Here is a 23,999-nt window from a genome sequence, read left to right on the forward strand (position 1 = left end):
GGCCCGCCCCGGTGCCGAGATTGATGTTCACCGCCGACTGCGCCGTGACGCCGGCCGCGGCCATGGCGCAGTCGGCGGTGAACATCAATCTCGGCACCGGGGCGGGCCTGACCGACCGCGTGGTGCAACTGGTCGCGCTGATGACCGTGCTGTCGCTGGCGCCGTCGATCGTGATCATGACCACCTCGTTCGTGCGGATCGTGGTGGTCCTGGGTCTGCTGCGCACCGCCATCGGGGTGCAGTCCAGCCCGCCGAACCCGGTCATCATCAGCTTGGCGCTCTTCCTGACCGCCATCGTCATGGGGCCGACCTTCGAGCGCTCCTACGACGCCGGCATCAAGCCCCTACTCGACAAGCAGATCGAGCTGCCCGAGGCCTTCGACGCCGCCAGCGGCCCGGTGAAACAGTTCATGCTCAGCCAGGTCGATCGCGACGACCTGGCCCTGTTCGTCCGCCTCTCCAAGATCCCGCAGCCGAAGACCGCGGCGGAAACGCCGATCAAGGTCGTCACGCCAGCCTTCATGATCTCGGAGCTGAAGCGCGCCTTCCAGATCGGCTTCCTGCTGTTCATCCCCTTCCTGGTCATCGACCTCGTGGTCGCCAGCGTGCTGATGAGCATGGGCATGATGATGCTGCCGCCGGCGACCATCAGTCTTCCGTTCAAGCTGATCTTCTTCGTGCTAGTGGACGGCTGGCGACTCGTCGCCGGCAGCCTCGTCGAGAGCTTCCAGCGCGGCGGGGCGGGTTAGCGCCTTTCCTACAAGACCCAGAAGACGACCATGACGGTATTTGTTCTCGGCTCCATCAATCTCGACGCGGTCGCGCGGGTCGATGACCTGCCCCGCCCGGGCGAGACCGTGGCTGGCCGATCGCTGGAGCTGTTCCTGGGCGGCAAGGGCGCCAACCAGGCCGTGGCGGCGGCGCGAATGGGCGCGCCCACGCGCCTGATGGGCGCGGTCGGCCGGGATGACAGCGGCGCGAGCCTGAAGACCAAGCTGACGGGCTATGGCGTTCAGGTCGGCGACGTGGTGGAGCTTGAGGACGCCCCCACCGGCCAAGCCCATGTCTGGGTCAGCGCCAGCGGCGAGAACATGATCGTGGTCACCTCGGGCGCCAACGCGCTGGTGACGCCCCAGCAGGTGGCCGGCGCCACGCTGGAGGGCCAACGGGTCCTACTCTGCCAACTGGAAACGCCGCCCACCGCGATCGAGGCCCTGTTCCGCGCCGGCGCCGCCAAGGGCGCCCTGCGTATCCTGAACGCCGCGCCCGCCCTGCCCCAAGGCGCGGCGCTGTTCCCGCTGACCGACATCCTGATCCTGAACCAGACCGAGTTGGCGACCTACGCCAAGCTCGACCACGAGCCCGTGCGGCTGGAGGATGTCTCCCTGGCCGCGCGCAAGCTGATGAGCCGTCCGGACCAGACCATCATCGTCACCCTCGGCGCGGCCGGCGTCGCGGGCGTTCGGCGCGACGAGGCGTTCCTGGTCGAGGGACGAAAGGTCAAGGCGATCGACACGGTCGGCGCGGGAGACTGCTTCTGCGGCGCTCTGGCCGCGGGCCTGGCGGCCAACATGGAACTGCGCGACGCGGTCGAGATGGCGAACGCCGCGGCGGCGCTATCCGTGCAGAAGTCCGGCGCGGCGCCGTCCATGCCGAACCGGCGCGAGGTCGAGGCCTTCCTGAAGGGGTAGGCTCTAGGCCGCGCGGATGCCGGAATTGCTCTCGGCCTGGGCGCCGACCACCGCGTCGTAGCCCAGGATCATGTCGACATCCTTGCCATTGCTGGCCAGCGGCAGGCGCAGCCACAGGATCGACATGTGCGGCGCGCCGCGCCAGGCCAGGCTGTGGACGCCGACGCCCGGACGACGCTCGTCGACCACCTTGTCCAGCTCCTTGCGCCAATACTCGGCGGCGGCGGTGTTGTAGACTTCCGTCAGGCTCTTGCCGGTGATCTCACGACCGTAGACGCCATAGAGACCGGTGCCGGCCAGGCGCAGGCGGTAGTCGCGCGGCTCGCGCATGACGTCGATCAGGCTGACCGTGGGCAGCAGGCGCTTCATGTTGGACGGATGCAAGTCCACGCGGCCAGGGAGGCCAGCCCCCCGACGGAGGGACGCCCAATAGGCGAACATCTCCTGATGAGCGCGCGCCGCCGTGGCGGATGCGCTCAATTGCGCGGACATCTTCAGAGTCCCCAACAAGCCTTTGGAATCACTTCGATTCACTATCGCTTAAGGATCGAATCGCGGGCAAGTGAAAAAGGGCCTCCGCGACAAGATTTCCTTAAAGAGTCAACAGAAACGGAAACGCCCGCCGTCCGGGTTCGGACGACGGGCGTTGCGGGCCGGAAAGCCTCCTTCCGGTCAAGCTTTTGTTCGGACTCGACTATTTACCCTTGCGCGCCGGCTTCCGGCCGCCTTGGCCCAGGCCCATCTGCTTGGCCAGGTTCGAACGCGCCTCGGCGTAGTTCGGAGCGACCATCGGGTAATCCTTGGGCAGGCCCCACTTGGCGCGATAATCCTCGGGTGTCATGTCGTACTTGGTGCGCAGGTGGCGCTTCAGCGACTTGAACTTGCGGCCGTCTTCCAGGCAGATCAGATAATCCGGCGTGATCGAGCGCTTGACCGGAACCGCGGGCTCCTTGGGCGGCGCGGGCGGCTCGGCGGCCGGCGAACCCACGGTGGCCAGGGCTTGGTGCACTTGCTTGATCAAAGCGGGCAAGTCGGCGGTCGCGACCACGTTGTTGCCGACATAGGCGGAGACAATACCCGCCGTCATCTCAATCAGATCGGATTGATCTTCCATATGGCCTCGCCCGTCGACAATCGTTTTGCTGATACGGACTGATTCCCACACCAGTCGAGGGACGCATACAAACATTGCATGCCTCGATCAATACGGACCAATCAAGATAACGGCTGTTAAAACCCAGTGTTTAAAATCCCAGCGGGCTTTAGGAATGAATGTGTAAGCTGGGTTGAGTTCCTGAACCCTGCACAGCTCGATAATCGAAAAACGGCGATATTCCGACGTTAACGTCCGAAATCGCGAGACAGCGCTAACATAGGGGTGCGCTGTGAGGCCGAGTATTCGTCGAGGGCGATTTCATCGTCTTGTCTCATCGCCTTCAATAGCGCGGGCGAGAGGCCAGAGCTGAGCGACCAGTCCCAATAGCGCAGGACGGTCTGGGCGCGATCGATCGCGATTGCGTCATAGGTCGCCAGGGCGCGTTCGAGCGCATGATCCGTCACGCCCGCCCGGTCCGCCTCTCTCCGGCCTAGCCCGCGCCAGAGGCCGCGGAGCGCCGTTCGCGGCAGACCGGCGGCCTTGCAGAGGATCGCCAGCGGCTCTCCGCCTGGATCCGTAAAGATCTTGGCGCCCGTGATCGGCTTCAGCCCGACGAGATAGGAGATCTCCTCGCCAATCTCCGGCGTCAATCCGGCTTCGGCCGCCGCGACCGCGACCTCCAGGCTGGCGAACGGACTCTTGCGGGCCGCCTCGAGATTGCGCTGGCGTCGCCCGATGAAGTCACGCGCCTTACGCGACAGCATGTCTTCCGGCGCCGCCGTTTCGGCCTCGTCGATAAGATCGGCGACGGCGTCTTGCAGGATGTCCCGGGGGATCGCGAACCGCCGCAGAATGCTCAGGCGGGTCTCGGCGTCGGCCCACCAGAACAGGACATAGGCATGGCTTGGCCGCAGTTCGGTCCGCCGCAGCAACAGCGCCGCAAGATGCGGCGCGTCGCGGCTGGCCGCGACCAGATGCTCGACGCCGTGGTGGCTGAACCGGGCCAGGTCGTTGCGCAGCAGCGCTTCGGCTACGGCCTCCTCGTCCATGTCGATCAAGGCGTCGGTGACAATCTCGTTGACGCCGGGCCGCTGGGCGATCAAGCGGCGGTGCTCGGGACCGGCCTGGTAGAGGCAAGCGATCAGGTCGGCGTCGCCGAGGTGGGCCGCCGCCTCCAGCAACGGCCGCGCCACCGACAACGCATCGCGCAGCAGCACGCGGACCAGCGGCCCCGGCGGATCGGCCATCCGCGCCAGGCGCCTGGCCACCCGCTCACGCTCGACAAGGCTTGCGTCGCGCAACAGCTCCAGCAGGAGATCGCTGGTCATGGCCCGCTCGAAGGCGTTGATCCGGCTGGCCGGCAGGCAGACCACGTCAGCCAGACGCTTGAGCAGAGTCGCGCGGGCGCGGGACGCGAACGCCTCCGCCCGCGCCTCGTCCGACATGGAAATCGGCGACGGCTCGCTCATCGTCTTCAGCAGACCATTTTAGCCTTAACGCGCGATGAGCGAAGGGCGCACCACCCGGCGGCGGGCGCGAAAGGCGCGAGCGCCTAATGCTTCAGTAGCCCCCTAGGGCGCGCCCGCTGTTCCGGAGGTCGGGTCGCTCGGACCGGTGGCCGCCGGGTCGCAGGGGCGACCCAACTGGTGAAATTGATCGAGAATACACATGACGGCCAAGCCTCGATCGCTGAGCCTGTAGTCTGTCTGTCTTGGGAAGCCCGTCCCGGCGGTCCTGATCACCAGGCCATATTTCACCATGCCGCCGAGCCGCTCGGTCAGCACCTTGGCTGAAATTCCCGGTAGGCGCTCGGCAAGCTCCGTGTAGCGCAACGTCTCGCCTGACAGTTGCCAAAGCAGCACCGCGCTCCAGCGATGTCCAAGAAGGTGGAGCCACTCCTCGGCCGGACAGTCCGCATGATGGCGTACGGTCGGCGCCTTGAGCCGCTGGCCGTCAGCTATCGCCGCCACGCTCATTCTTCCCATTTGGATAGTAATGGGGGGGGCATGGATAAAAGATAACCTCCAAAGAATTACGGGGAAAAACGTGTACAAGGTCCATGCACCGGAGGCGATGAATCACACGTTTGTTATGGCATTTAACAATAGAAAAATAGATATAATTTTATCTCTTTACGCGGACGATGCGGTATTAGTCACTGACAGCGCCAGGCAGTCACTATTTGGTAAGGAATATATTCAAAAAAGTATCGAATATTTACTCAATATATCCGACGCAATGACTTCGCGAGATACGTTGTGTATGCCGCATAAGGACTTGGCACTTTTACGCGCGGACGTAGACCTGAGGTTGGGGCGACAAATCATCTCAACGCATACGATGAGTGCGCTGATACGCCGGGAGCCGAACGGCCATTGGCTCTACGCCGGCGCCACGCTCCCCTAGACTTGAAGCTGTATTGGGCGACGGCGCGTGGCGATCCAATCGCTCCGCTAGAGCGCCTTGCGACCTGACCGCGCCAGCGCGCTGGCCTGAAGCCTGAGGATGATCATAGAAAGCCCTGCGGCTATCCATCCGATGGACGCGCGCGGCTGTGACGCGGCGACGGCTCGATCCGCGCCCCTCGTCACTTAAGTCATTGAACCTTATGCGCCATCGCAAGACTCCTTTTCAGAAGCCCGCGATCAGCGACCTCGCTCCGACGCGAGATTCCGTCGAGCGCGCCCCCTAGCGGAACTCGGGGTCGACCCATTCCGGCCAGATGTCCGGCAGGTCGCTGGAGACCTTGTTCGGATAGACCGGCGCGCGCTTTTCCAGGAACGAGGTCACGCCCTCCTTGGCGTCGCCCGACGCGCCGCGCGACTGGATCGCCCGGCTGTCGGCCTTGTGCGCCTCCATCGGATGCGCCGCGCCCGCCATGCGCCAGAGCAATTGGCGGGTGATGGCGACCGAGACCGGGGCGGTGTTATCGGCGATCTCGCGGGCCAGGGCGCGGGCGGCGGGCAACAGGTCCTCCGGCGCGTGCAGCGAGCGGACGAGACCGCGCTCCAGGGCCTCCTGGGCGGGGAACACCCGGCCTGTGTAGCACCACTCCAGCGCCGTCTGCAGACCCACGAGGCGCGGCAAGAACCACGACGACGCCGCCTCGGGATTGATCCCGCGCCGCGCGAAGACGAAGCCGAACTTGGCCTCGGTCGAGGCCATGCGGATGTCCATCGGCAGCTGCATGGTGACGCCCACGCCGACCGCCGCGCCGTTGATCGCCCCGATGATGGGCTTGAGGCTATCGTACATGCGCAGAGTCACCCGCCCGCCGCCGTCGCGATAGATGTCGCCGACCTTGCCCTCCTCGCGCTCCAGGGCTTGCGGCGCGGAACGATCGAAGGTCGCCCCGCCTCCGCCAAGGTCCGCGCCAGCGCAGAAGGCCCGGCCCGCGCCCGTGACGATCACGGCCTTCACGGCGTCGTCGGCGTCGGTGATGTCGAACACCTCGATCAGGTCCTTCATCATCCGCGCGGTGAAGGCGTTCATCCGGTCAGGACGGTTCAGGGTGATCGTCGCGATCCCGTCCTCGACGTCGTACAGCAGGGTCTCGAAAGTCGGCTTCGACATGGCGTTGGCCTCCCGGCGGTTCTTTTAAACGATCGTATGATCTCGTGACGGCCCGACACAAGGCCCCGCTTTGGGGAGCCTGCGGCGGCGCGTCGCGACGCCAAGCTGGGCAAGCTGAGCCATTGTCCTTTGGCCCGGCCCCCTACCGGGCGCTCGTCCCAGCGCCGGCGCGAAGCCCCCCTTCGCGTCCGGCGCTTCTTTCATCAGCCTCGCTTGACGCCCAGCTTGCTGATCGCGTGCACGAAGTTGTTCGGCGCGATCTCGATGTCGCCCGTCCAGGTCAGATCGGGGAAGCGGGCCAGGATCTGGCGATAGGCCTCCTCCAGCTGGATCTGGGCCACGCGCTTGCCGACGCAGGTGTGCGGGCCGTAGCCGAAGGCGATGTGCTTTCCGGCGTTGGCGCGGCTCACGTCCAGTTGGTCGGGGTTTTCGAACATCGCCGGATCGCGGTTGGCCGCGCCGTAGTACATGATGACCTTCTCGCCCTCGCGGATGCGCTGGCCGCTGACCTCGACGTCGCGCGTGGCCGTACGGCGCATGTAGATCACCGGGCTGACCATGCGGATGAACTCGTCGACCGCGCCGGGCAGCAGCGAGGGATCAGCGATCAGCCGCTGCTTCTGCTCGGGGAATTCCGTCAGCAGCTTCATCACGCCCGACAGGGTGTTGCGGGTGGTGTCGTTGCCGGCGAAGACGATCAGCAGCCACGAGCCGTCCAGGTACTCGTCCGAGAGCAGCGCGCCGTCGACCTGGGCCCGCGCGATGGCGGTCATCAGATCCTCTTTCGGATCTTGCCGCCGCTTGTGCAGCATGGTCCGGCCGTACTCGAACATCTCCTCGACGTTGTTGTTGAAGTCCATGACGAACTGCATGAGCTCCAGCGTCGGCTGCATCGGCGCGTTGGCCTGCTTGACCGCCAGGTCCTGGGCGCGCTCGAGGTAGTGCATCCAGGTCAGGAACTTGGGACGGTCCTCGGGCGGCACGCCCAGGATCTCGCATAGCGTGAACAGCGGCAGCACCGATGAGAAGTGCTCGACCATGTCGATCGCCGCCCCGCCCGCCAGCTTCGGCTCCATCTCGTCCAGCAGCCGCGTGACCTCGGCCTTCACCCGCTCGGTCAGGCCGCGCAGATAGGCCGGGGTGAAGTAGGGCATATGCTCTCGGCGCAGCTGCAGGTGATGCGGCGCGTCCATGTTGATCATGGTGTCCATCGAGGCGCGGAACAGCAGCGCATGGCGCTTCTCCGGCGCGCCCATCGACATCAGGATGCCGCCGCGCTGCGACGAGAAAGTCTCGGGATCGCCGTTGACGCGGTGGACGTCATCGTAGCGCGTCAGGGCCCAGAAGCCCGGCCCGTCGAACGGCTCGGGATGCCACATGACCGGCGCCTGCTCGCGCATCCTCGCGAAGTCGGCCCAAGGCTGCCCCTTGGTGAAGCGGAAGATGTCGGCCAGGTCGACGCCCTTCAGCGTCGGATAGGTCGGGGGCGCTCCCGGGCCGGCCACGCCATCCACCACCGTCTGGCTGATCAGGTCCATCACGCGTCTCCCTGGAACATTGTTATGCGCCGACGATAACGCGGAAAGACGTCGCGGGAACGGCGCCGCGACGGCAACTTGCGCGATCCCCGAACCTGGGCGCATGCTCCCAACTGAACACTGATCACGCGGACATAAGCGGACAGTGCCACCGGGTTTGTAACAACCCGGATCAAAGAAAAAACGAGCGCGCACAATCGCGCTCTTGGGAGAGAGACGATGACCGGGATCATCGAGGCCGACTACGTCATCGTGGGCGCGGGCTCGGCGGGCTGCGTGCTGGCCGCGCGGCTGTCCGAGGGCGGCAAGTTCAAGGTCCTGCTGCTGGAGGCCGGCGGCGACGACCGGCCGACCAAGAACCTGTCCCAGTTCGCCTCGAACCTGATGATCCACATCCCGGTCGGCTACTCGTCGACGCTGAAGGATCCCAAGGTCAATTGGCTGTACACCACCGAGCCGGACCCCGGCACCGGCGGCCGCAGCCACGTCTGGCCGCGCGGCAAGGTGCTGGGCGGCTCGTCCTCGATCAACGGCCTGCTCTACATCCGCGGCCAGCACGCCGACTATGACGGCTGGCGGCAGCTGGGCTGCGCGGGCTGGGGCTGGGACGACGTCGCCCCCTATTTCCGCCGGGCCCAGCACCAGGAACGCGGCGAGTGCGACTGGCACGCCACCGGCGGGCCGCTGAACGTCTCGGACGTGACGACCAAACACCCCGTCTCTGACGCCGTGATCGCCGCGTGCGAGCAGGCCGGCATCCCGCGCAACGACGACGTCAACGCCGGCGCGCAGGAAGGCGCGACCTACTACCAGCTGACGGTCAAGAACGGACAGCGCTGCTCGGCGGCGGTGGCCTATCTGCATCCGGCGATGAACCGACCCAACCTCCAGGTCGAGACCAACGCCCTGGCCGGCCGCATCCTGTTCGAGGGCAAGCGCGCGGTCGGCGTCGAGTTCCGTCAGAACGGCGTCAAGCGCGTGGCCATGGCCCGGGCGGAAGTGATCCTGGCCGGCGGCGCGATCAACTCGCCCCAGCTGCTGCAGCTGTCGGGCGTCGGCCCCGGCGAGCTTCTGAACCGCCATGGGATCGAAGTCGTCGCCGACCTGCCCGGCGTCGGCGAGAACCTGCAGGACCACTACGTGATGAGCGTGCGCTATCGCCTGAAGGCGGGCGTGGTCTCGGTCAACGAACAGAGCAAGGGCGGCCGCCTGGCCGGCGAGGCCCTGAAGTACCTCTTCCAGCGCAAGGGCCTGCTGACGCTGTCGGCGGCTCACATCGCGGCGTTCTGTAAATCCCGTCCGGATCTCGCGGGACCGGATATCCAGTTCCACATCCTGCCCGCGACCATGGACCTCGATAAGCTGGTCAACGAGCAGAAGATGGAGCTGGAGGCCGCGCCGGGCCTGACCATCGCGCCGTGCCAGCTGCGCCCGGAAAGCCGCGGTCACATCCGCATCAAGTCGCCGGACCCGAGCGTCTATCCCGCCATCTTCGCCAACTACCTGGCCGATCCTCTGGACCAGGAAGTCGCCGTGGCGGGCCTGAAGTGGGCCCGCAAGATCGGCGAGGCGCCGGCGCTGGCGCCTTACGTCGACCACGAGATGGACCCCGGCGCGGCGGTCGCCAGCGACGCCCAGCTCTTGGAATTCGCGCGCTTGGCGGGCTCGACCATCTACCACCCGGTCGGCACCTGCCAGATGGGCCACGGGCCGATGGCGGTCGTCGATGATCAGCTGCGCGTGCGGGGCCTGGAAGGCCTGCGCGTGGTCGACGCCTCGGTCATGCCGCGCCTGGTTTCCGGCAACACCAACGCCCCCACCATCATGATCGCGGAGAAGGCCTCGGACATGATCCGCGAGGCGGCGAGGACGGCGGTCGCCGCCTAGCACCAAACCCGTGTCATCCCGGACGGCCCGCAGGGCCGATCCGGGACCCAGGGGGTGACAGAGCGCGGTGCGCACCGCCCCTGGGTCCGGCTCTACGCTCCGCTTCGGCCGGGATGACACATCGAAATAGCGTGAGAAGCAGACGCAAAGGCCCTGATATGCACCCCTTCCACCACGCCCAGAACCAGGCCGACAAGGCCGCCTACATCATGGCCGGCTCCGGCGAGACGGTGACCTATGGCCAGCTGGACGCCCGCTCGAACCAGGGCGCGCACCTGTTCCGGTCGCTGGGCCTGCAACGCGGCGACGTCATCGCCCTGATGATGGAGAACAACGCCCGCTACTTCGAGATCGCCTGGGCCGCCCAGCGCGCGGGGCTCTATTTCGTCTGCGTCTCGACCAAGCTGACGGCGGGCGAGGCCCAGTACATCCTTGAGGACTGCGGGGCCAAGGTCTTCATCACCTCGCCGGCCATGGGGCCGCTCATCGACGAGATCGCCAAGGCGCTGCCGAGCTTGACGCTCTACGCCGTCGGCGGGGCGCATGGTCCCTACGCCGACTTCGAGGCCGCCCGCGCGCCGATGCCGACGACGCCGATCGCCGACGAGAGCGCGGGCTCGGACATGCTCTACTCGTCGGGCACCACGGGCCGCCCCAAGGGCGTGAAGCCGGCGCTCAGCGACCAGCCGATCGACGCGCCCCACGCCCTGCAGATGATGGCCCAGGGCCTGTTCGGCTTCACCGGCGACAGCGTCTATCTCTCGCCCGCGCCGCTGTACCACGCCGCCCCGCTGCGCTGGTGCATGGTCGTCCACAAGCTGGGCGGCACGGTGATCGTGATGGAGAAGTACGAGCCCGAGGCCGCGCTCTCCCTGATCGAGAAATACAAGGTCACCTGCGGCCAGTTCGTGCCGACCCACTTCGTGCGGATGCTGAAGCTGCCCGAGGAGGTCCGGGCCAGGTACGACGTCTCGTCGATGACGTCGGCGATCCATGCCGCCGCCCCCTGCCCCGTGCCGGTCAAGGAGCAGATGATCGCCTGGTGGGGCCCGGTGATCTACGAATACTACGCCGGCACCGAGGGCAACGGCTTCTGCTGGATCAACTCGCAGAACTGGCTGACCCACAAGGGCAGCGTCGGCCAGGCGGTGCTGGGCGAGCTGCGCATCTGCGACGAGAACGGCGACCCGCTGCCGCCCCGGACGGAAGGCACGGTCTACTTCGCCAACGGCCCGGCGGTGAACTACCACAACGCTCCGGAAAAGACGGCCGAGAGCTATAACAAGCACGGCTGGACCACGCTGGGCGACGTGGGCTGGGTCGACGAGGAGGGCTATCTGTACCTCACCGACCGCAAGAGCTTCATGATCATCTCGGGCGGGGTGAACATCTATCCGCAGGAGATCGAGAACCTGCTGATCACCCATCCCAAGGTCGCCGACGCCGCCGTGGTCGGCGCGCCCTGCGAGGAGATGGGCGAGAAGGTCGTGGCGGTCATCCAGCCCATGAACTTCGGCGACGATCAGGTCGCCCTGGCCGAGGAGCTGATGACCTTCGCCCGCGCCAATCTCAGCCACGTGAAATCGCCGCGCCGCATCGACTTCATGGCGGAACTGCCCAGGCACCCGACCGGCAAGCTCTACAAGCGGCTGATCCGTGATGCGTACTGGGGGAAGGGTGAGAGCAGGATCGTTTAGGGTCACCCTTTTTGTTGATTTCAAAGCCAATTGCCACCACTTTATCCAAGTGGTGGCAAAGGTGATGTCGTGGCCCTTCAGCGCCTTCCTCTGGCGATCCATACCAACGTCGCCGAATTGCTGGATCAGCTCCGGGCGGCGGGCGTCGCCGAGTTCGGAGACGGCGTCAGCTTCTTGCGCCGCGAGCGCAAGGGCCGCTTCTATTGGTACGCCCGGGCCAGGCAGGTCGAAGGCCAGCGCCCCGAACGCTACCTAGGCCCCGAGACCCCTACGCTGCTGGAGACGATCCAGCGCGCTCAGTCGGCGAAGGGCGCCGCCGACGGCCGCCGGATGCTGGTTCGAACCCTCCGCGCGGCGGGCCTCCACGCGCCCGACGATCGCACGGGCCGAATTCTAGACGCCTTGGCCCGGGCCGGCGTCTTCCGCTTACGCGCCGCCGTCGTCGGCACGGTCGCCTTCCAGACCTACGGCGCGGCGCTCGGCTTTGTGCTGCCGTCGCGGGCGGTGCGGACGGGCGACCTGGATATCGCCCAGGACTACGGCGTCTCGGTCGCGATAGACGACGGGCTGGATCGGTCGTTCCTCGACGTCCTGCGCGTGGCCGATCCCGCCTTCACGCCGGTCCCCAAGCTCCACCCTGGCAAGAGCGCGGCCTATCGAACGCCAGACGGCTATGCGGTTGATGTCCTGACCACCAGCCGTAACGCGGGCGGCGAAGAGACCTCGCGGCTGGAGGCGCTCAAGACCGACGCCACTCCGTTGCGCTTCATGGACTTCCTTCTGCGCGACACCGTAGAGACGGCCGTGCTGCATGGCGACGGCGTACTCGTCCGAGTGCCCGCCCCGGCGCGCTACGCCGTCCACAAGCTGATCATCTCGCGCAAGCGCGGCCAAGCCAACCCGAAGCGACGCAAGGACGTGGAGCAGGCTCAGGCGCTGATCCAAGCCCTCGCCCTCGACGACCCCTTCGCCCTGCGCGAGGCCTATGCCGAAGCCCGCGATCGCGGCGAGACCTGGCGGGAACTGCTGCGTCAGGCGGTCAGTCCTTTGCCCGTAGAGGCTCGCGCGGCGCTGGAGGGCTGACAAGCCGGGCGACGCAACCCTAACTAGGCCGCATGTTCGCAGCCCTGCTCGACCGCCTCCCCAAGACCGCCACCGCCCCGTTCTGCCCGTCGGAGGTGCGCGGGGCGGTCGCCGTGCCCGACGGGCTGCCGACCTGGAAGCGGATGCTGCGGGTGGCGGGGCCCGGCCTGCTGGTCAGCGTCGGCTACATGGACCCCGGCAACTGGGCCACCGACATCGAGGCTGGCGCCCGCTACGGGACCAGCCTGCTGTTTGTCGTGGTGCTGTCGAGCCTGGCGGCCATCGTGCTCCAGACCCTGTCGATGCGGCTGGGTCTCGTCACGGGGAAGGACCTGGCCCGCATGTCGCGCGAGCGGTTCGGGCCGCGGACGGTCAAGGTCCAGTGGCTGCTAGCGGAACTGGCGATCATCGCCTGCGACATCGCCGAGGTGCTGGGCTCTGCCCTGGCCTTCAAGCTGCTGCTCGGCGTGCCGCTATGGGGCGGGGTTCTACTCACCGCGCTGGACACGATCATCGTGCTGGGCCTGAAGGGCAAGGGCTTCCGGCAACTGGAAGCCATCATCCTGGGCCTGATCTCGACCGTCGGGATCTGCTTTCTCGTCCAGCTGATCCTGGCCCCGCCGGACGCGGCCGACGTGGCGCGCGGTCTGATCCCCTCGCTGGACGCCTTGAAGCAGGGCAACGCGCTGTACCTGGCGATCGGCATCCTGGGCGCGACGATCATGCCGCATAACCTCTATTTGCACTCCTCGATCGTACAGACCCGGCTGACGCCCGCCGACGAGCCGGGCAAGCGCGCGGCGATCCGACTGTCGACGATCGACACGGTCGTCTCGCTGCTGCTGGCCCTGCTGATCAACGCCGCCATCCTGATCCTGGCCGCCTCGGCCTTCCACCGCTCCGGGCTGACCGAAGTGGCCGGCATAGAGGAGGCCCACCAGCTGCTGGCGCCCGTCACCGGCGGCGCCCTGGCCGGGGTGCTGTTCGCCATCGCCCTGTTCGCCTCGGGCCAGAGCTCGACCTTTACCGGCACCATCGCGGGCCAGGTGATCCTGGAGGGCTTCCTGAACCTGAAGATTCCCTGCTGGCAGCGCCGGCTGATCACCCGCGGCCTGGCCATCGTCCCAGCCCTGATCGGCGTTCTGACCCTGGGCGAGCATTCGGTCGGCAAGCTGCTCGTTTTGACCCAGGTCGTGCTGTCGGCCCAACTGCCGTTCGCCATCTGGCCGCTGCTGCGCTTCACCGACGACAAGGCGCTGATGGGGCCGTTCGCCAATGGATGGATGACCAAGGCCATCACCTGGTTCCTGTTCGTGGTGATCTCGGCGGCCAATGTCTGGCTGGTGGTTTCGACACTCTCATAGGCCCCCATCCAAGGGGGAGGGAGCTTGCCCTCCGCTCGCTCACATGCCACCTATCCAAACAACTGTTTGGGAGAAATAACGCCATGAAAGAAGTCGCCTATGCCGACCTCGCCGGCCTGGTGGGCCAGGAGCTTGGGGTGTCCGACTGGGTCGAGATCACTCAGGAGCGCGTGAACCTGTTCGCCGAAGCCACCGGCGACCACCAGTGGATCCACGTCGACGTCGAACGCGCCACCAAGGAGATCGGCGGTCCGATCGCCCATGGTTTCCTGACCCTGTCGCTGATCCCGATGCTGGGCGCGGGCATCCTGCGCGTCACCGGCGTCACGCGCGGCATCAACTACGGCTGCGACAAGGTCCGCTTCACCGGCATGGTCCGGGTCGGCAAGCGCGTGCGCATGCGCCAGAAGCTGGTCAGCGTCGAGCCCAAGGCCGGCGGCCTGCAGATGAAGAACGAGTGCACGATCGAGATCGAGGGCGAGGAACGTCCCGCCTGCGTCGCCGAGACCATCTCGGTCATCTACGGGGCCTGAGGCTCGTCCGAAATCGAGGGATCGCCGTCATTTCTCCTGGCGGCCGTTCGCGCTAGCGAGCGGACCACCGCCGGGAGATTGGCATGCTGGACCTCCGTCCCAACTGCGAGCTCTGCGATCGCGACCTGCCGCCGAACGCGCTGAACGCCCGCATCTGCAGCTACGAATGCACCTACTGCGCCGGCTGCGCCGACGATGTGTTGAAGAACGTCTGCCCAACCTGCGGCGGCGGCCTGGCGCCCCGCCCGATCCGACCGGAAAAGGCCTACCGCCATCCGGACATTTCACTGGGTCTCCTCTTCCATCCGGCCAGCCAGACGCGCAAACACAGCCGTTGGAACCGCGAAGAGATCGCCGCCATGACCGCGCGGCTGAAGGATGTCCCGCCGGAGGAGCGCTGAACCATGGCCAAGCAGCACGACTACACCAGCCTGGTCGAATGGACCGGGGATCGCGGCCAGGGCACGCGGACCTACAAGGGCTATGACCGCACCTGGGAGGTGCGCACGCCGGGTAAGCCGCCGATCGCCTGCTCCAACGACCCGCTGTTGGGCGGCGACCCGACGCTGCACAATCCCGAGGACCTGCTGCTGTCCTCGCTGAGCGCCTGCCACATGCTCTGGTACCTGCACCTGGCGTCCAGCGCCGGGATCGTCGTGCGCGGTTATCGCGACCAGCCGCTGGGCGTCGGCGAGAGCGCGCCGGACGGAGCCGGCCGCTTCCTGCGCGCGACGCTACGGCCGCACATCGTGGTGGAGCACGGCGCCGACCTCGCCAAGGCCGACGCCATCCATCACGAGATCCACAAGGTCTGCTTCATCGCCCGGTCGGTGAACTTCCCGGTCGATTACGCGGCCACCTACGAGGAGGTCTGAGGCGCGCTCGGCGCCCCAGCTCCCCGCTCAGGCGCTATTTGGCCGGCACGACCGGGAACTCGACATAGGACGCCTGGCCCACCGCATGGTGCACCGCGTTGCGCGCGACGACGAAAGCGGTTTCCTTCTCGTTGTCGCCGCCCGTATTCAGGTTACGGACGAACTTGGGGAAGTTCGACGAGGTGACCTCGATGCGGATGCGATGCCCGGGCAGGAAGGTGTTGCTGGTCGTGATCGGCGTCGGCTTCACCACGCTGACCGCGCCCGGCGCCAGCATCTTGGGCTTGTCGTAGCCGTCGCGATAGCGGGCGCGCATGATGGTGTCGCCGATGATGTAGGCCGTTCCGTCTGGGGCGACGTCGACCAGCTTGACGGCGAAGTCGGTGTCCTTGGCGTCCGACGAGACGTGCAGCACCGGCCGCACGAAGCCCGTGACCTCCATGGCCTCGGTCAGGGGCTCGCTGGTGTAGACGAGCACGTCGTCCCGCGCCTCGATCGGGCGCTGGTCGAAGGCCCCGGCAATCACCAAGCCGCCATTGCAGCAGTCGCCGCCGCCGATGGTCTGCACCGGGTTGGCCGGGTCATAGACATAGCGATCGGGCTTCTCGCCAGCGGCGGGCGCGGCCGTCGAGAGCTTGCCGTCGCCGTTCAGGCTATTGGCGCGTCCGCTCGAACGCAGATAGAAGCGCACCGTCTTGGCCTGCTGCGGCGGCCACTGGGCGGCCTGGCGCCAAGCGTTCGCGCCCATGGAGTAGTAGCGGACCGGCGGGGTGGAAGCCGAGAACGCGGTCGTGTCACCCTTCAGCCAGCGATCGAAGAAGGCGTAGACCTCCTTCTCGGCGTCGAAATCGATGGAGCCCAGAGCCCGGTCGCCGGACTTGTAGGGGCCGCTGAGCACCCGCGAATTGAATCCGCAATGGTTCGAGGGCGTGACCACGACGTACTGGTTGGCGCTGGCCTCCTTGTCGGAGTTGACCTTCCGGGCATGGTTGAACAGCGCCATGTTCGGCCCGATCGACACGTCGTACCAGGAATTGAACCACAGGGACGGCACGCCCCAGCCCATGTCGTCGTGATAGAGGCCGCCCTTGCGCCAAGCGGGGTCCGCCGGCCCCTTGCGATTGATCAGCTCCTCGAACGTGCCGGTCGGCTCGCCCAGATCCTTGAGCATGTCGGCCACGGGCAGGTGACGGATCTGCTTGGGCCAGTCCACGACCGGCTTGTTCGGCGCCAGGTCGTTGTAGCGGGCGATGCGCGCCATGGTCGGTTGGTCCAGGCCCTTGGGCGGCTGCGGGTTCAGCGGGTTGTCGACGCCATAGAGCCACACGAAGAACAGGTTGCGCGGCACGCCGCCGGTGTACCAGTTGCCCTGCTCCTGGAACTCGCCGACCTTGCCGATCCCGGCGCCGGACGCCATCGGGACCATGGCCGCGTGGGCGGGATGGTTCTGCGCCGCCAGGGCCAACTGCCACTCGGCCGAGGACGAGCAACCGCGCGTGCCCACCTTGCCGTTCGACCAGGACTGCTTGGCGATCCAGCTCAAGGTGTCGTAGCCGTCGGTCTGCGGCTTGCCGAGGATCTCCCAATCGCCTTCGGAGTAGAACCGGCCGCGCTCGTTCTGGAGCACCAGGGCGTAGCCGCGCTTGATCGCCTCCAGCGCGCTGCGGCTGCTGCCGACCTTGTAGGAGAGCTCGTTGTAGGGGGTCTTGATCAGGATGGTGGGCAGAGGCCCCTTGGCGCCCTTGGGCCGGTAGACGTTGGTGGCCAGACGAACGCCGTCGCGCATAGGCACCATCTCGAACATCGTGACGTCGGCCTTCGCGGCCAGCTCCCGCTCGATCGCGGCGTCCGAAAACTGGGAATAGTCCTGCGCCCAGCTTGGCGACGCCGTCGCCAAGGCGATAACCGCCGCACACACCTTCGCCGAAACACGCATCTTGCTCTCCCCTCGGATGCGTCCAGCAAACCATCCGCAGGCAGACGCTCAAGCCACTTTTTTGATCATCGATTGGCGGAACCCCACCACGGGCCGGAGAACGAGGCTCCGCGCAGCAAAAAGGCCGCCGGATCGCTCCGGCGGCCTTTTCGTCAGTCGTCGACGGGCGTTCAGCGCTTGATCGCGTCGCCGATCTTGTCCTGAGCCTGGCCGACCTTGTTCTGGATATCGCCCTTGGACTTTTGGGCGGCGCCCTCGGCTTCCAGGCGCTCATTGTCGGTCATCTTACCGACGGTTTCCTTGGTGGCGCCGGCGGCCTTGTCCATCGCGCCTTCGACTCGATTGGTGCTCATGGTCTGTCTCCTGCGATGCTGTTGTGGTCGCAGAAGAAACGGCCCGGGCGCGCCTTACGTTCCGAGCTAGTGCGACGCGCCCATCGCCATGGCCGAGACCGCGGCGGCGGGCGTCGCGCCGGGCATGGCCGGTTCGGACTTGGCGGCGCGCGCCTGGGTGACCGTCGCGCCCGGGACCTTGTCGAGCAGGGCCAGGGTCTCGCGGATGAACTTGGCGTGGGTGACGATGCCGATCTCCAGCCGCTCGCCCGACAGCTCGACCTGCTGGGTCAGCAGGCCGGCCACGAACTGCACCTCCTGGCTCTCGCTGGCGCCCGGGCGGCGACGCGCGCCCTCGGCCATGAACACCGGCCCGCCGGAATTGCCGGGGAACACCGAGAAGTCCATCAGGAAGGTCGGGAAGTTGGTCGCCGGGGCCAGCGGATAGGACGCCACGCGGCCCGAGCGCAGGATCGGGAAGCCCGCCGGATTCGCGGAAAGACCGCGCGGGAAGCCCAGCGCCATCATCTCGTCCCCGGGGCCCAGATTGTACTTGTTGAAGGTGTCGTCCTGCGCCAGGTAGCTCAGCGGGATCGCCGCCTTGGCGAACTCGGGCGGGGCCTCGACCACCATGGCCGCGACGTCGCGCGTCGGGTGCTTGGTCCACAGCGGATGGTCGCCGTCGCGGATCGTCAGGGACTCCGGATCGTAGCGCCACACGCCCTCGGAACCCTGGATGCGGTAGCCGATCCGGGCCGACATCGACGGCATCTTCTCAAGGACGTGGGCGGCGGTGACCAGGATGGTGCGCGGCTTGCCGTCCGGAGTCGGATCGGACACCAGGAAGCCCGTTCCCACCGTGCGCGAGCCATCGCCCAGGGGCTGCTCCAGTTGCACCGTCGCCTTGATCAGGTCGACGGACAGATCCCACGCCATGTCGCCCCCTTCGTTACGCTTACTAAAACCATTGCGCCCGACCGCTTTGGGAGTTTGACCACAGGTTTTTCGCACCGCAAGTTGTCGTTCTGCCGCAGTCGCGCGTTGAGCAGGGTTACGGGGAATTTTCTCGCATGAATCGCCGCCAGATGATGACGAGCGCCGCCGCCGCGCTTACCTCGTCTTCCGCAGTCCTTCCTGGAATAGCTTTCGGATCTCCCATGTCGTCATCGCCTGCCCGCCCCGTTCCGCCGGTCGCCAAGAAGACTCCCAAGACGATCGAGCAGCTGGGCCGCAAGCGGACCGACGACTACGCCTGGATGAAGGACGACAACTGGCAGAAGGTCCTGCGCGACCCGACCCTGATCAAGGCCGACGTCAAGGAACACCTGACGGCCGAGAACGCCTACACCAAGGCCATGCTGTCCTCGACCGAGGCTCTTCAACAAAAAATGTTCGAGGAGATGAAGGGCCGGATCAAGGAGGACGACGCCAGCGTCCCGGCCAAGGACGGTTCGTTCGAGTACTACACCCGCTACGACAAGGGCGCGCAGCATCCGATCCACGCCCGCAAAGCCATCGGGGGCGGCCCCGAGGAAGTGCTGCTGGACGAGGAGGCCGAGTCGAAGGGCAAGGCCTTCTACCAGGTCGGCGCGGCGACCCACTCGCCCGACCACAAGCTCTACGCCTTCGCCGTCGACGAGCAGGGCTCGGAGGTCTACCGCATCCGGGTGAAGGACCTGACGACCGGCAAGGTGCTGGAGAGCCCGGTCGAGAGCACCACCGGCGACTTCTGCTTCTCGCCGGACAGCCAGTGGCTGTTCTGGACATTCCGGGACGACAACGGCCGTCCGGCCAAGATCTATCGCCGCCCGGCGCGCGGAACCGCCAAAGACGACGTGCTGATCTATGACGAGCCCGACGAGGGCTTCTTCATCGGCGTCGGCGCGACCAGTTCGGACAAGTACATCGTCATCTCGTGCGGCAACCAGGAGACCAGCGAGGCGCTGATCATCCCGGCCGCCGATCCGACCGCCAAGCCGGTCATCTTCCATCCGCGCCAGGTCGGCGTCCGCTACGAGGTCGAGCACTGGAACGACCACTGGGTGATCCGCACCAACGCCGACGGCGCGGTCGACTGGAAGCTGGTCACAGCCCCCGAGACCGCCACGGGCAAGGCGAACTGGAAGGACTGGATCCCGCACCAGCCCGGCCGCCTGATCTCCGGGACCATGGCCTTCAAGCGCTGGTTCGTGCGGCTGGAGAAGGTCGACGCCCTCAACCGCGTCACCGTCACCGCGGCGGACGGGAGCGAACACGTCATCGGCTTCGATGAAGCCGCCTACGCCCTGTCGCTGGAGGGCGGCTACGAGTACGACACCGACACCGTCCGCTTTGTCTACAACTCGATGACCACGCCCCGGCAGTGGTTCGACTACGACATGAGGAGCCGCCAGCGGACCCTGCGCAAGACGCAGGAGATCCCGTCCGGCCACGATCCGTCGCAGTACGAAACCCGCCGCCTGAACGCCAAGGCCGCCGACGGCGCCGAGGTGCCGATCTTCGTGCTGATGAAGAAGGGGACCAAGCTGGACGGCTCGGCGCCGCTCCTGCTGTACGGCTACGGCAGCTACGGCATCGCCATGGAGCCCAGCTTCTCGATCCGCAACTTCAGCCTGGTCGATCGCGGCTGGATCTGGGCCACGGCCTGTCCGCGCGGCGGCTCGGAAAAGGGCTGGGGCTGGTTCCTGGACGGCAAGAAGTTCAAGAAGAAGAACACCTTCACCGACTTCATCGCCTGCGCCGAGCACCTGCACGCGGCGGGCTACGGCAAGCCGGCCAACACGGTGGCCTATGGCGGCTCGGCCGGCGGCATGCTGATGGGCGCGATCAGCAACATGCGTCCCGACCTGTTCGCCGGGATCATCGCGGCCGTGCCGTTCGTCGACGTGCTGAACACGATGAGCGACACCACCCTGCCCCTCACCCCGCCGGAATGGCCCGAATGGGGCAATCCGCTGGAGGACAAGGAGGCCTACGATTACATCGCCAGCTACAGCCCCTATGACAACGTGGCGGCCAAGCCCTATCCGGCGGTGCTGGCGACGGGCGGCCTTTCCGATCCCCGGGTCACCTATTGGGAGCCCGAGAAGTGGACCGCCAAGCTGCGCGAGCACACCACCAGCGGCAAGCCTGTCCTTCTGAAGATCAACATGGACGCCGGCCATGGCGGCGCCTCGGGGCGCTTCGACTTCCTCAAGGAGATCGCCCTGGACTACGCCTTCGCTGTTTGGGCGGCTGAAAGGGGCTGGGAAAAGGCGTGAGTTCGACTGCTGTTATCCGTCCGTCGGTCGACGCGGATATTCCCGCGATCACCGCGATCTACGGCTGGAATGTTCTGAACGGCTTCGGAACCTTCGAGGAGGCGCCACCCGACCAGGCGGAGATGACGCGGCGGCGCGAGAGCTTCCTCGCGCGCGGCCTGCCCTATCTGGTCGCCGAATTGGACGGCAAGGTCGTGGGCTACGCCTATGCCGGCCCGTTCCGGCTGCGGGCGGCCTATCGCTATACGGTCGAGGACAGCATCTACGTCTCGCCCGACGCCGTGGGCAAGGGAGTCGGACGGGCGCTGCTGAGCGCCCTGATCGACGCCTGCGAGGCGCTGGGCCTGCGACAAATGTGCGCAGTCATCGGCGACAGCGGCAACACGGCCTCGATCGGCCTGCACGCGGCGCTCGGCTTTGAAAAGAAGGGCGTTTTTCCAGACATGGGCCACAAGTTCGGCCGCTGGCTGGACCTGGTCTGGATGCAGCGCCCCCTAAACGGGGGCGGCGCGACCCCGCCAGACACGCCAGGAATGTCCTTGAGCGGCGTTTGAAGTCATTCTCGAAGTAAAGCTTAACCTCGCCCTGGTATATCGTGACCTTTGACGACAGCGGGGGCTGGGATTGCAGGTCAAGGACACCGGTTCGAATCGGCGGGCGGAAGTTGCGCTTACGCGCGCTTATGTTCCGATCGTACGCGGCTACCTGATCGCCAGCTCGGTTTACTATGCGCTGATCAGCCTTTCTCACCCCTTCTACGAGAAGGGTTTGGCGTTCTGGCTTCTGGAGAGCCTTGCGGTCGCCGCCTGCCTTTACGGTTTCGCCGCCTGGCGCGCGCTGAAAGGCGAACGCATCGTCGGCCCGGGCCTGGAGGCCGTGGCGCTGGGCATGAACACCTTGTTCCTGTCGAACGTCCTGGCCTACCAGATCCTGCACTTCGAGCCGATGAAGCTCGTCTACTTCGTGCTGATGGGCCTGGTCTTCGCCACCTCGGCTCCCTCGCGTCGCGTGGCGCTGGTCAGCGTCAGCGCCTCGGTGATCGGGCTGGCCTGGATGGCCCAGAAGGCCCCCGGCGACACGATCAACAACTACGCCTTCATTGGCCTGGCCGGCGCGTTCGCCGCCTTCGGCATGTCGGGCTTGATGCGCGGCGTCGTGCACCGCGAGGTTCGCGCGCGTCTCGCCAGCGAAGCGCTCAATGTCGAACTGCAGCGCGAACTGACCGAGAACCGCCGCCTGAAGACCGAGGCCCAGGCCCTGGCCCTCACCGCCGAGACCGCGAACCGCGCCAAGACCGAATTCCTCGCGACGATGAGCCACGAGATCCGGACGCCGCTGAACGGCGTACTGGGCATGGCCCAGATCATGGCCGCCAGCGAGCTTAGCCCGGATCAGCGACGACGCCTCGACACCATCACAGCCTCGGGCCAGTCGCTGCTTGGCGTGATCAACGCCATCCTCGACATCTCGAAGATCGAGGCGGGTAAGATGGAGATCAACCCCGCTCCGTTCGATCTTTCGGCCCATCTCGACGCCCTGCGCCAACTCTATGGCGGCCTGGCGCGCGACAAGGATCTGGACTTCGATCTCGAGATCACGGCGGACGCCCGGGGCTGGCGACTGGGCGATGCTGACCGCCTGCGGCAGGTGATGTCGAACCTGATCTCGAACGCGGTGAAATTCACCGACGCCGGCAAGGTTCAGGTGTTGGTCGACGGCGATGACGACATCATCGTCGCGCGCGTGATCGACAGCGGCGTCGGCATACCGGAGGCCGAGCGCGGTCGCCTGTTCACGAAATTCGCCCAACTCGACAGTTCCAGCACCCGCCGCGCCGGCGGTTCAGGCCTGGGTCTGGCGATCTGCAAGACGCTGACCGAACTGATGGGCGGCTCGATCGCCTATTCGACCGCCGAAGGGGGCGGCGCCTGCTTCACGGTCACCCTGCCGATGCCGCGCGTAAAGCCGGCGGACGGCCTGGACCCTCATCACGGCATCAACGGCCCGGACGCGACCTCGGACGCCCCCAAGATCCTGGTCGTCGACGACAACCAGACCAATCGCGCCGTGCTGTTGACCTTGCTGGGTCATCTGGGGGTCGCCGCCCAGTTCGCCGTCGACGGCCGCGACGCCCTCGCCATGTGGGAGCGCGCGCCCTGGGACGCCATCCTGATGGACATCCACATGCCGATCATGGATGGGGTGCAGGCCAGCCAGACGATCCGCGCGCGGGAAAGCGCCACGGGCCGCGCCCGCACGCCGATTATCGCCGTCACCGCCAGCGTGCTGACCCACGAGCGGACCCTCTACGCCGAGGCGGGCATGGACGGCGTTGTCGCCAAGCCGGTGGAAATCCCGCGCCTCGTCGAAGCCCTGGGCAAAGCCCTGTCGATTGATCCCGTGGCCGACCATGCCGACACGCGCGGCGTCGCCTGAACGCTCGCCTCTCGGGGCGGACAACAAAAAAGGGGACGCCATGGCGTCCCCCTTCTTCATTACAGACCCGCTCGGCGACCGTTCGTGAGAACCGTCGCCGGGGGCGTCACCCCTTGCGGGAACGCGGGGCCTTGCCCTTGCGGCCACCCTGGCCCAGGCCCAGGGCCTTGGCCATCTTGGACCGCGCTTCGCTATAGGCCGGAGCGGTCGTCGGATAGTCGTTCGGCAGACCCCATTTGGCCTTGTACTCAGCCACGGTCATGCCGTGGGTCGTGAGGTGGCGCTTCAGAGTCTTGTAGGGCTTGCCGTCCTCGAAGCTGATCAGCGCCTCAGGCGTAATGCTTTTGCGGATCTGAGCCGGCGTCGCCTTGGTCACGGTCTCCACCGCTGGAGCCGGCGGCGCGCCAATACCAGCCAGGGCGTCGTGCGTCGCGCGGATCAGCGCCGGAAGCTCCGACACCGGCGTCGAATTATTCGCGACATAATTAGCCACGATTTCCGCCGTCAGCTCGATGAGGGTCGCTTTATCTTCCACGATCACAACTCCATTCCCCTATTCTCCCGCTAAGCCCGCAATTACACCTTCGCTTGAGAAAAACAAGTAGTTCAAAGCCAGAAAACTGATTGCCGCGTGTTAAAGCTTAGCAATCGTTTGTGGTTGAGCGCGTTCAACGAGGGAAATTTTCGTTCACTATAAC

22 protein-coding genes and 2 pseudogenes are annotated in these 23,999 nt (G+C 66.3%); 13 read left to right on the plus strand and 11 right to left on the minus strand.

What is annotated here, in order from left to right:
• The first annotated feature begins 23 nt into the window (after positions 1-23).
• A complete protein-coding gene (gene fliP, locus AX690_RS14815; RefSeq protein ID WP_156449685.1) occupies positions 24-749 on the plus strand; it encodes a flagellar type III secretion system pore protein FliP in 726 nt (241 codons plus the stop codon).
• Positions 750-779: 30 nt separating this feature from the next.
• Positions 780-1,691, plus strand: a complete 912-nt coding sequence (locus tag AX690_RS14820) for a ribokinase (protein WP_066687299.1) — start codon at positions 780-782, stop codon at positions 1,689-1,691.
• Between the two features lie 3 nt (positions 1,692-1,694).
• On the opposite strand, the gene AX690_RS14825 is transcribed toward AX690_RS14820, so the two are convergent.
• The 4 genes from AX690_RS14825 to AX690_RS14840 all read right to left on the minus strand — a co-directional run bounded on the left by AX690_RS14825 (position 1,695) and on the right by AX690_RS14840 (position 4,757).
• Positions 1,695-2,189 (minus strand): PAS domain-containing protein, encoded by a 495-nt coding sequence (locus AX690_RS14825; protein ID WP_082769685.1) that lies wholly within the window; start codon positions 2,187-2,189, stop codon positions 1,695-1,697.
• A 196-nt stretch (positions 2,190-2,385) separates the two neighbouring features.
• Positions 2,386-2,805, minus strand: a complete 420-nt coding sequence (locus AX690_RS14830; RefSeq protein WP_066687294.1) for a MucR family transcriptional regulator — start codon at positions 2,803-2,805, stop codon at positions 2,386-2,388.
• Between the two features lie 227 nt (positions 2,806-3,032).
• A complete protein-coding gene (locus AX690_RS14835; RefSeq protein ID WP_066687290.1) occupies positions 3,033-4,256 on the minus strand; it encodes a DUF2336 domain-containing protein in 1,224 nt (407 codons plus the stop codon).
• Positions 4,257-4,358: 102 nt separating this feature from the next.
• The gene (locus AX690_RS14840) at positions 4,359-4,757 is read right to left on the minus strand and encodes a helix-turn-helix domain-containing protein (RefSeq protein WP_197426873.1); all 399 of its coding nucleotides are present in this window, start codon (positions 4,755-4,757) and stop codon (positions 4,359-4,361) included.
• 76 nt (positions 4,758-4,833) lie between these two features.
• Between AX690_RS14840 and AX690_RS22965 the strand changes: the two genes are divergently transcribed.
• Entirely contained in the window at positions 4,834-5,193 is a 360-nt protein-coding gene (locus tag AX690_RS22965) for a hypothetical protein (protein WP_156449686.1), read from the plus strand.
• A gap of 282 nt (positions 5,194-5,475) precedes the next feature.
• Here AX690_RS22965 and AX690_RS14845 read toward each other — a convergent pair whose 3' ends face one another.
• Positions 5,476-6,360 (minus strand): crotonase/enoyl-CoA hydratase family protein, encoded by an 885-nt coding sequence (locus AX690_RS14845; RefSeq protein ID WP_066687284.1) that lies wholly within the window; start codon positions 6,358-6,360, stop codon positions 5,476-5,478.
• Between the two features lie 203 nt (positions 6,361-6,563).
• Positions 6,564-7,898, minus strand: coding sequence for a cytochrome P450 (locus AX690_RS14850; RefSeq protein WP_066687283.1), 1,335 nt, complete (start codon positions 7,896-7,898; stop codon positions 6,564-6,566).
• A 219-nt stretch (positions 7,899-8,117) separates the two neighbouring features.
• Here AX690_RS14850 and AX690_RS14855 point away from each other — a divergent pair, with 219 nt between their 5' ends.
• Positions 8,118-9,785, plus strand: a complete 1,668-nt coding sequence (locus AX690_RS14855; RefSeq protein WP_066687281.1) for a GMC family oxidoreductase — start codon at positions 8,118-8,120, stop codon at positions 9,783-9,785.
• A 9-nt stretch (positions 9,786-9,794) separates the two neighbouring features.
• On the opposite strand, the pseudogene AX690_RS23385 reads toward AX690_RS14855, so the two are convergent.
• Positions 9,795-9,907 (minus strand): annotated as a pseudogene (locus tag AX690_RS23385) (hypothetical protein); the annotation flags it as partial.
• A gap of 36 nt (positions 9,908-9,943) precedes the next feature.
• On the opposite strand from AX690_RS23385, the gene AX690_RS14860 reads away from it, so the two are divergent.
• The 6 genes from AX690_RS14860 (at position 9,944) to AX690_RS14885 (ending at position 15,337) form a co-directional block, all read left to right on the plus strand.
• Positions 9,944-11,482, plus strand: coding sequence for an acyl-CoA synthetase (locus AX690_RS14860; protein ID WP_066687279.1), 1,539 nt, complete (start codon positions 9,944-9,946; stop codon positions 11,480-11,482).
• Between the two features lie 69 nt (positions 11,483-11,551).
• Entirely contained in the window at positions 11,552-12,565 is a 1,014-nt protein-coding gene (locus AX690_RS14865) for a GSU2403 family nucleotidyltransferase fold protein (RefSeq protein ID WP_066687277.1), read from the plus strand.
• Between the two features lie 32 nt (positions 12,566-12,597).
• Positions 12,598-13,929, plus strand: a complete 1,332-nt coding sequence (locus tag AX690_RS14870) for an Nramp family divalent metal transporter (protein WP_066687274.1) — start codon at positions 12,598-12,600, stop codon at positions 13,927-13,929.
• Positions 13,930-14,012: 83 nt separating this feature from the next.
• Positions 14,013-14,462 (plus strand): MaoC family dehydratase, encoded by a 450-nt coding sequence (locus AX690_RS14875; RefSeq protein ID WP_066687271.1) that lies wholly within the window; start codon positions 14,013-14,015, stop codon positions 14,460-14,462.
• A gap of 83 nt (positions 14,463-14,545) precedes the next feature.
• Entirely contained in the window at positions 14,546-14,863 is a 318-nt protein-coding gene (locus AX690_RS14880) for a DUF1272 domain-containing protein (RefSeq protein ID WP_066687270.1), read from the plus strand.
• Positions 14,864-14,866: 3 nt separating this feature from the next.
• Positions 14,867-15,337, plus strand: coding sequence for an OsmC family protein (locus tag AX690_RS14885; protein WP_066687268.1), 471 nt, complete (start codon positions 14,867-14,869; stop codon positions 15,335-15,337).
• A 34-nt stretch (positions 15,338-15,371) separates the two neighbouring features.
• On the opposite strand, the gene AX690_RS14890 is transcribed toward AX690_RS14885, so the two are convergent.
• The 3 genes and pseudogenes from AX690_RS14890 to AX690_RS14900 form a co-directional block, all read right to left on the minus strand.
• Positions 15,372-17,273 (minus strand): CocE/NonD family hydrolase, encoded by a 1,902-nt coding sequence (locus AX690_RS14890; protein ID WP_066687266.1) that lies wholly within the window; start codon positions 17,271-17,273, stop codon positions 15,372-15,374.
• Positions 17,274-17,435: 162 nt separating this feature from the next.
• Positions 17,436-17,626: pseudogene (locus AX690_RS22970) on the minus strand (CsbD family protein); the annotation flags it as partial.
• A gap of 66 nt (positions 17,627-17,692) precedes the next feature.
• Complete coding sequence (locus tag AX690_RS14900) at positions 17,693-18,541, minus strand: serine protease (RefSeq protein ID WP_066687263.1); 849 nt, start codon at positions 18,539-18,541, stop codon at positions 17,693-17,695.
• Between the two features lie 134 nt (positions 18,542-18,675).
• Between AX690_RS14900 and AX690_RS14905 the strand changes: the two genes are divergently transcribed.
• The 3 genes from AX690_RS14905 to AX690_RS14915 all read left to right on the plus strand — a co-directional run bounded on the left by AX690_RS14905 (position 18,676) and on the right by AX690_RS14915 (position 23,301).
• The gene (locus AX690_RS14905) at positions 18,676-20,865 is read left to right on the plus strand and encodes a S9 family peptidase (protein WP_066687261.1); all 2,190 of its coding nucleotides are present in this window, start codon (positions 18,676-18,678) and stop codon (positions 20,863-20,865) included.
• A complete protein-coding gene (locus tag AX690_RS14910) occupies positions 20,862-21,419 on the plus strand; it encodes a GNAT family N-acetyltransferase (RefSeq protein ID WP_066687260.1) in 558 nt (185 codons plus the stop codon). The genes AX690_RS14905 and AX690_RS14910 overlap by 4 nt, the downstream gene beginning before the upstream one ends.
• Before the next feature lie 70 nt (positions 21,420-21,489).
• Positions 21,490-23,301: an ATP-binding protein gene (locus tag AX690_RS14915; protein WP_066687259.1), complete on the plus strand. Its 1,812-nt coding sequence runs from the start codon at positions 21,490-21,492 to the stop codon at positions 23,299-23,301.
• 106 nt (positions 23,302-23,407) lie between these two features.
• On the opposite strand, the gene AX690_RS14920 is transcribed toward AX690_RS14915, so the two are convergent.
• Positions 23,408-23,836: a MucR family transcriptional regulator gene (locus tag AX690_RS14920; RefSeq protein WP_066687330.1), complete on the minus strand. Its 429-nt coding sequence runs from the start codon at positions 23,834-23,836 to the stop codon at positions 23,408-23,410.
• Positions 23,837-23,999: the final 163 nt, after the last annotated feature.

It is taken from the genome of Caulobacter sp. CCH9-E1 (assembly GCF_001556515.1).
In the GTDB taxonomy this organism is placed as follows: Bacteria; Pseudomonadota; Alphaproteobacteria; order Caulobacterales; family Caulobacteraceae; genus Caulobacter.

Bases quoted from the DNA above. Each gene is read 5' to 3' on its own strand.
- fliP (WP_156449685.1), top strand. From the start codon at position 24: ATGTTCACCGCCGACTGCGCCGTGACGCCGGCCGCGGCCATGGCGCAG.
- AX690_RS14820 (WP_066687299.1), top strand. From the start codon at position 780: ATGACGGTATTTGTTCTCGGCTCCATCAATCTCGACGCGGTCGCGCGG.
- AX690_RS14830 (WP_066687294.1), bottom strand. From the start codon at position 2,805: ATGGAAGATCAATCCGATCTGATTGAGATGACGGCGGGTATTGTCTCC.
- AX690_RS14835 (WP_066687290.1), bottom strand. From the start codon at position 4,256: ATGAGCGAGCCGTCGCCGATTTCCATGTCGGACGAGGCGCGGGCGGAG.
- AX690_RS14845 (WP_066687284.1), bottom strand. From the start codon at position 6,360: ATGTCGAAGCCGACTTTCGAGACCCTGCTGTACGACGTCGAGGACGGG.
- AX690_RS14850 (WP_066687283.1), bottom strand. From the start codon at position 7,898: ATGGACCTGATCAGCCAGACGGTGGTGGATGGCGTGGCCGGCCCGGGA.
- AX690_RS14855 (WP_066687281.1), top strand. From the start codon at position 8,118: ATGACCGGGATCATCGAGGCCGACTACGTCATCGTGGGCGCGGGCTCG.
- AX690_RS14860 (WP_066687279.1), top strand. From the start codon at position 9,944: ATGCACCCCTTCCACCACGCCCAGAACCAGGCCGACAAGGCCGCCTAC.
- AX690_RS14870 (WP_066687274.1), top strand. From the start codon at position 12,598: ATGTTCGCAGCCCTGCTCGACCGCCTCCCCAAGACCGCCACCGCCCCG.
- AX690_RS14875 (WP_066687271.1), top strand. From the start codon at position 14,013: ATGAAAGAAGTCGCCTATGCCGACCTCGCCGGCCTGGTGGGCCAGGAG.
- AX690_RS14880 (WP_066687270.1), top strand. From the start codon at position 14,546: ATGCTGGACCTCCGTCCCAACTGCGAGCTCTGCGATCGCGACCTGCCG.
- AX690_RS14885 (WP_066687268.1), top strand. From the start codon at position 14,867: ATGGCCAAGCAGCACGACTACACCAGCCTGGTCGAATGGACCGGGGAT.
- AX690_RS14890 (WP_066687266.1), bottom strand. From the start codon at position 17,273: ATGCGTGTTTCGGCGAAGGTGTGTGCGGCGGTTATCGCCTTGGCGACG.
- AX690_RS14900 (WP_066687263.1), bottom strand. From the start codon at position 18,541: ATGGCGTGGGATCTGTCCGTCGACCTGATCAAGGCGACGGTGCAACTG.
- AX690_RS14905 (WP_066687261.1), top strand. From the start codon at position 18,676: ATGAATCGCCGCCAGATGATGACGAGCGCCGCCGCCGCGCTTACCTCG.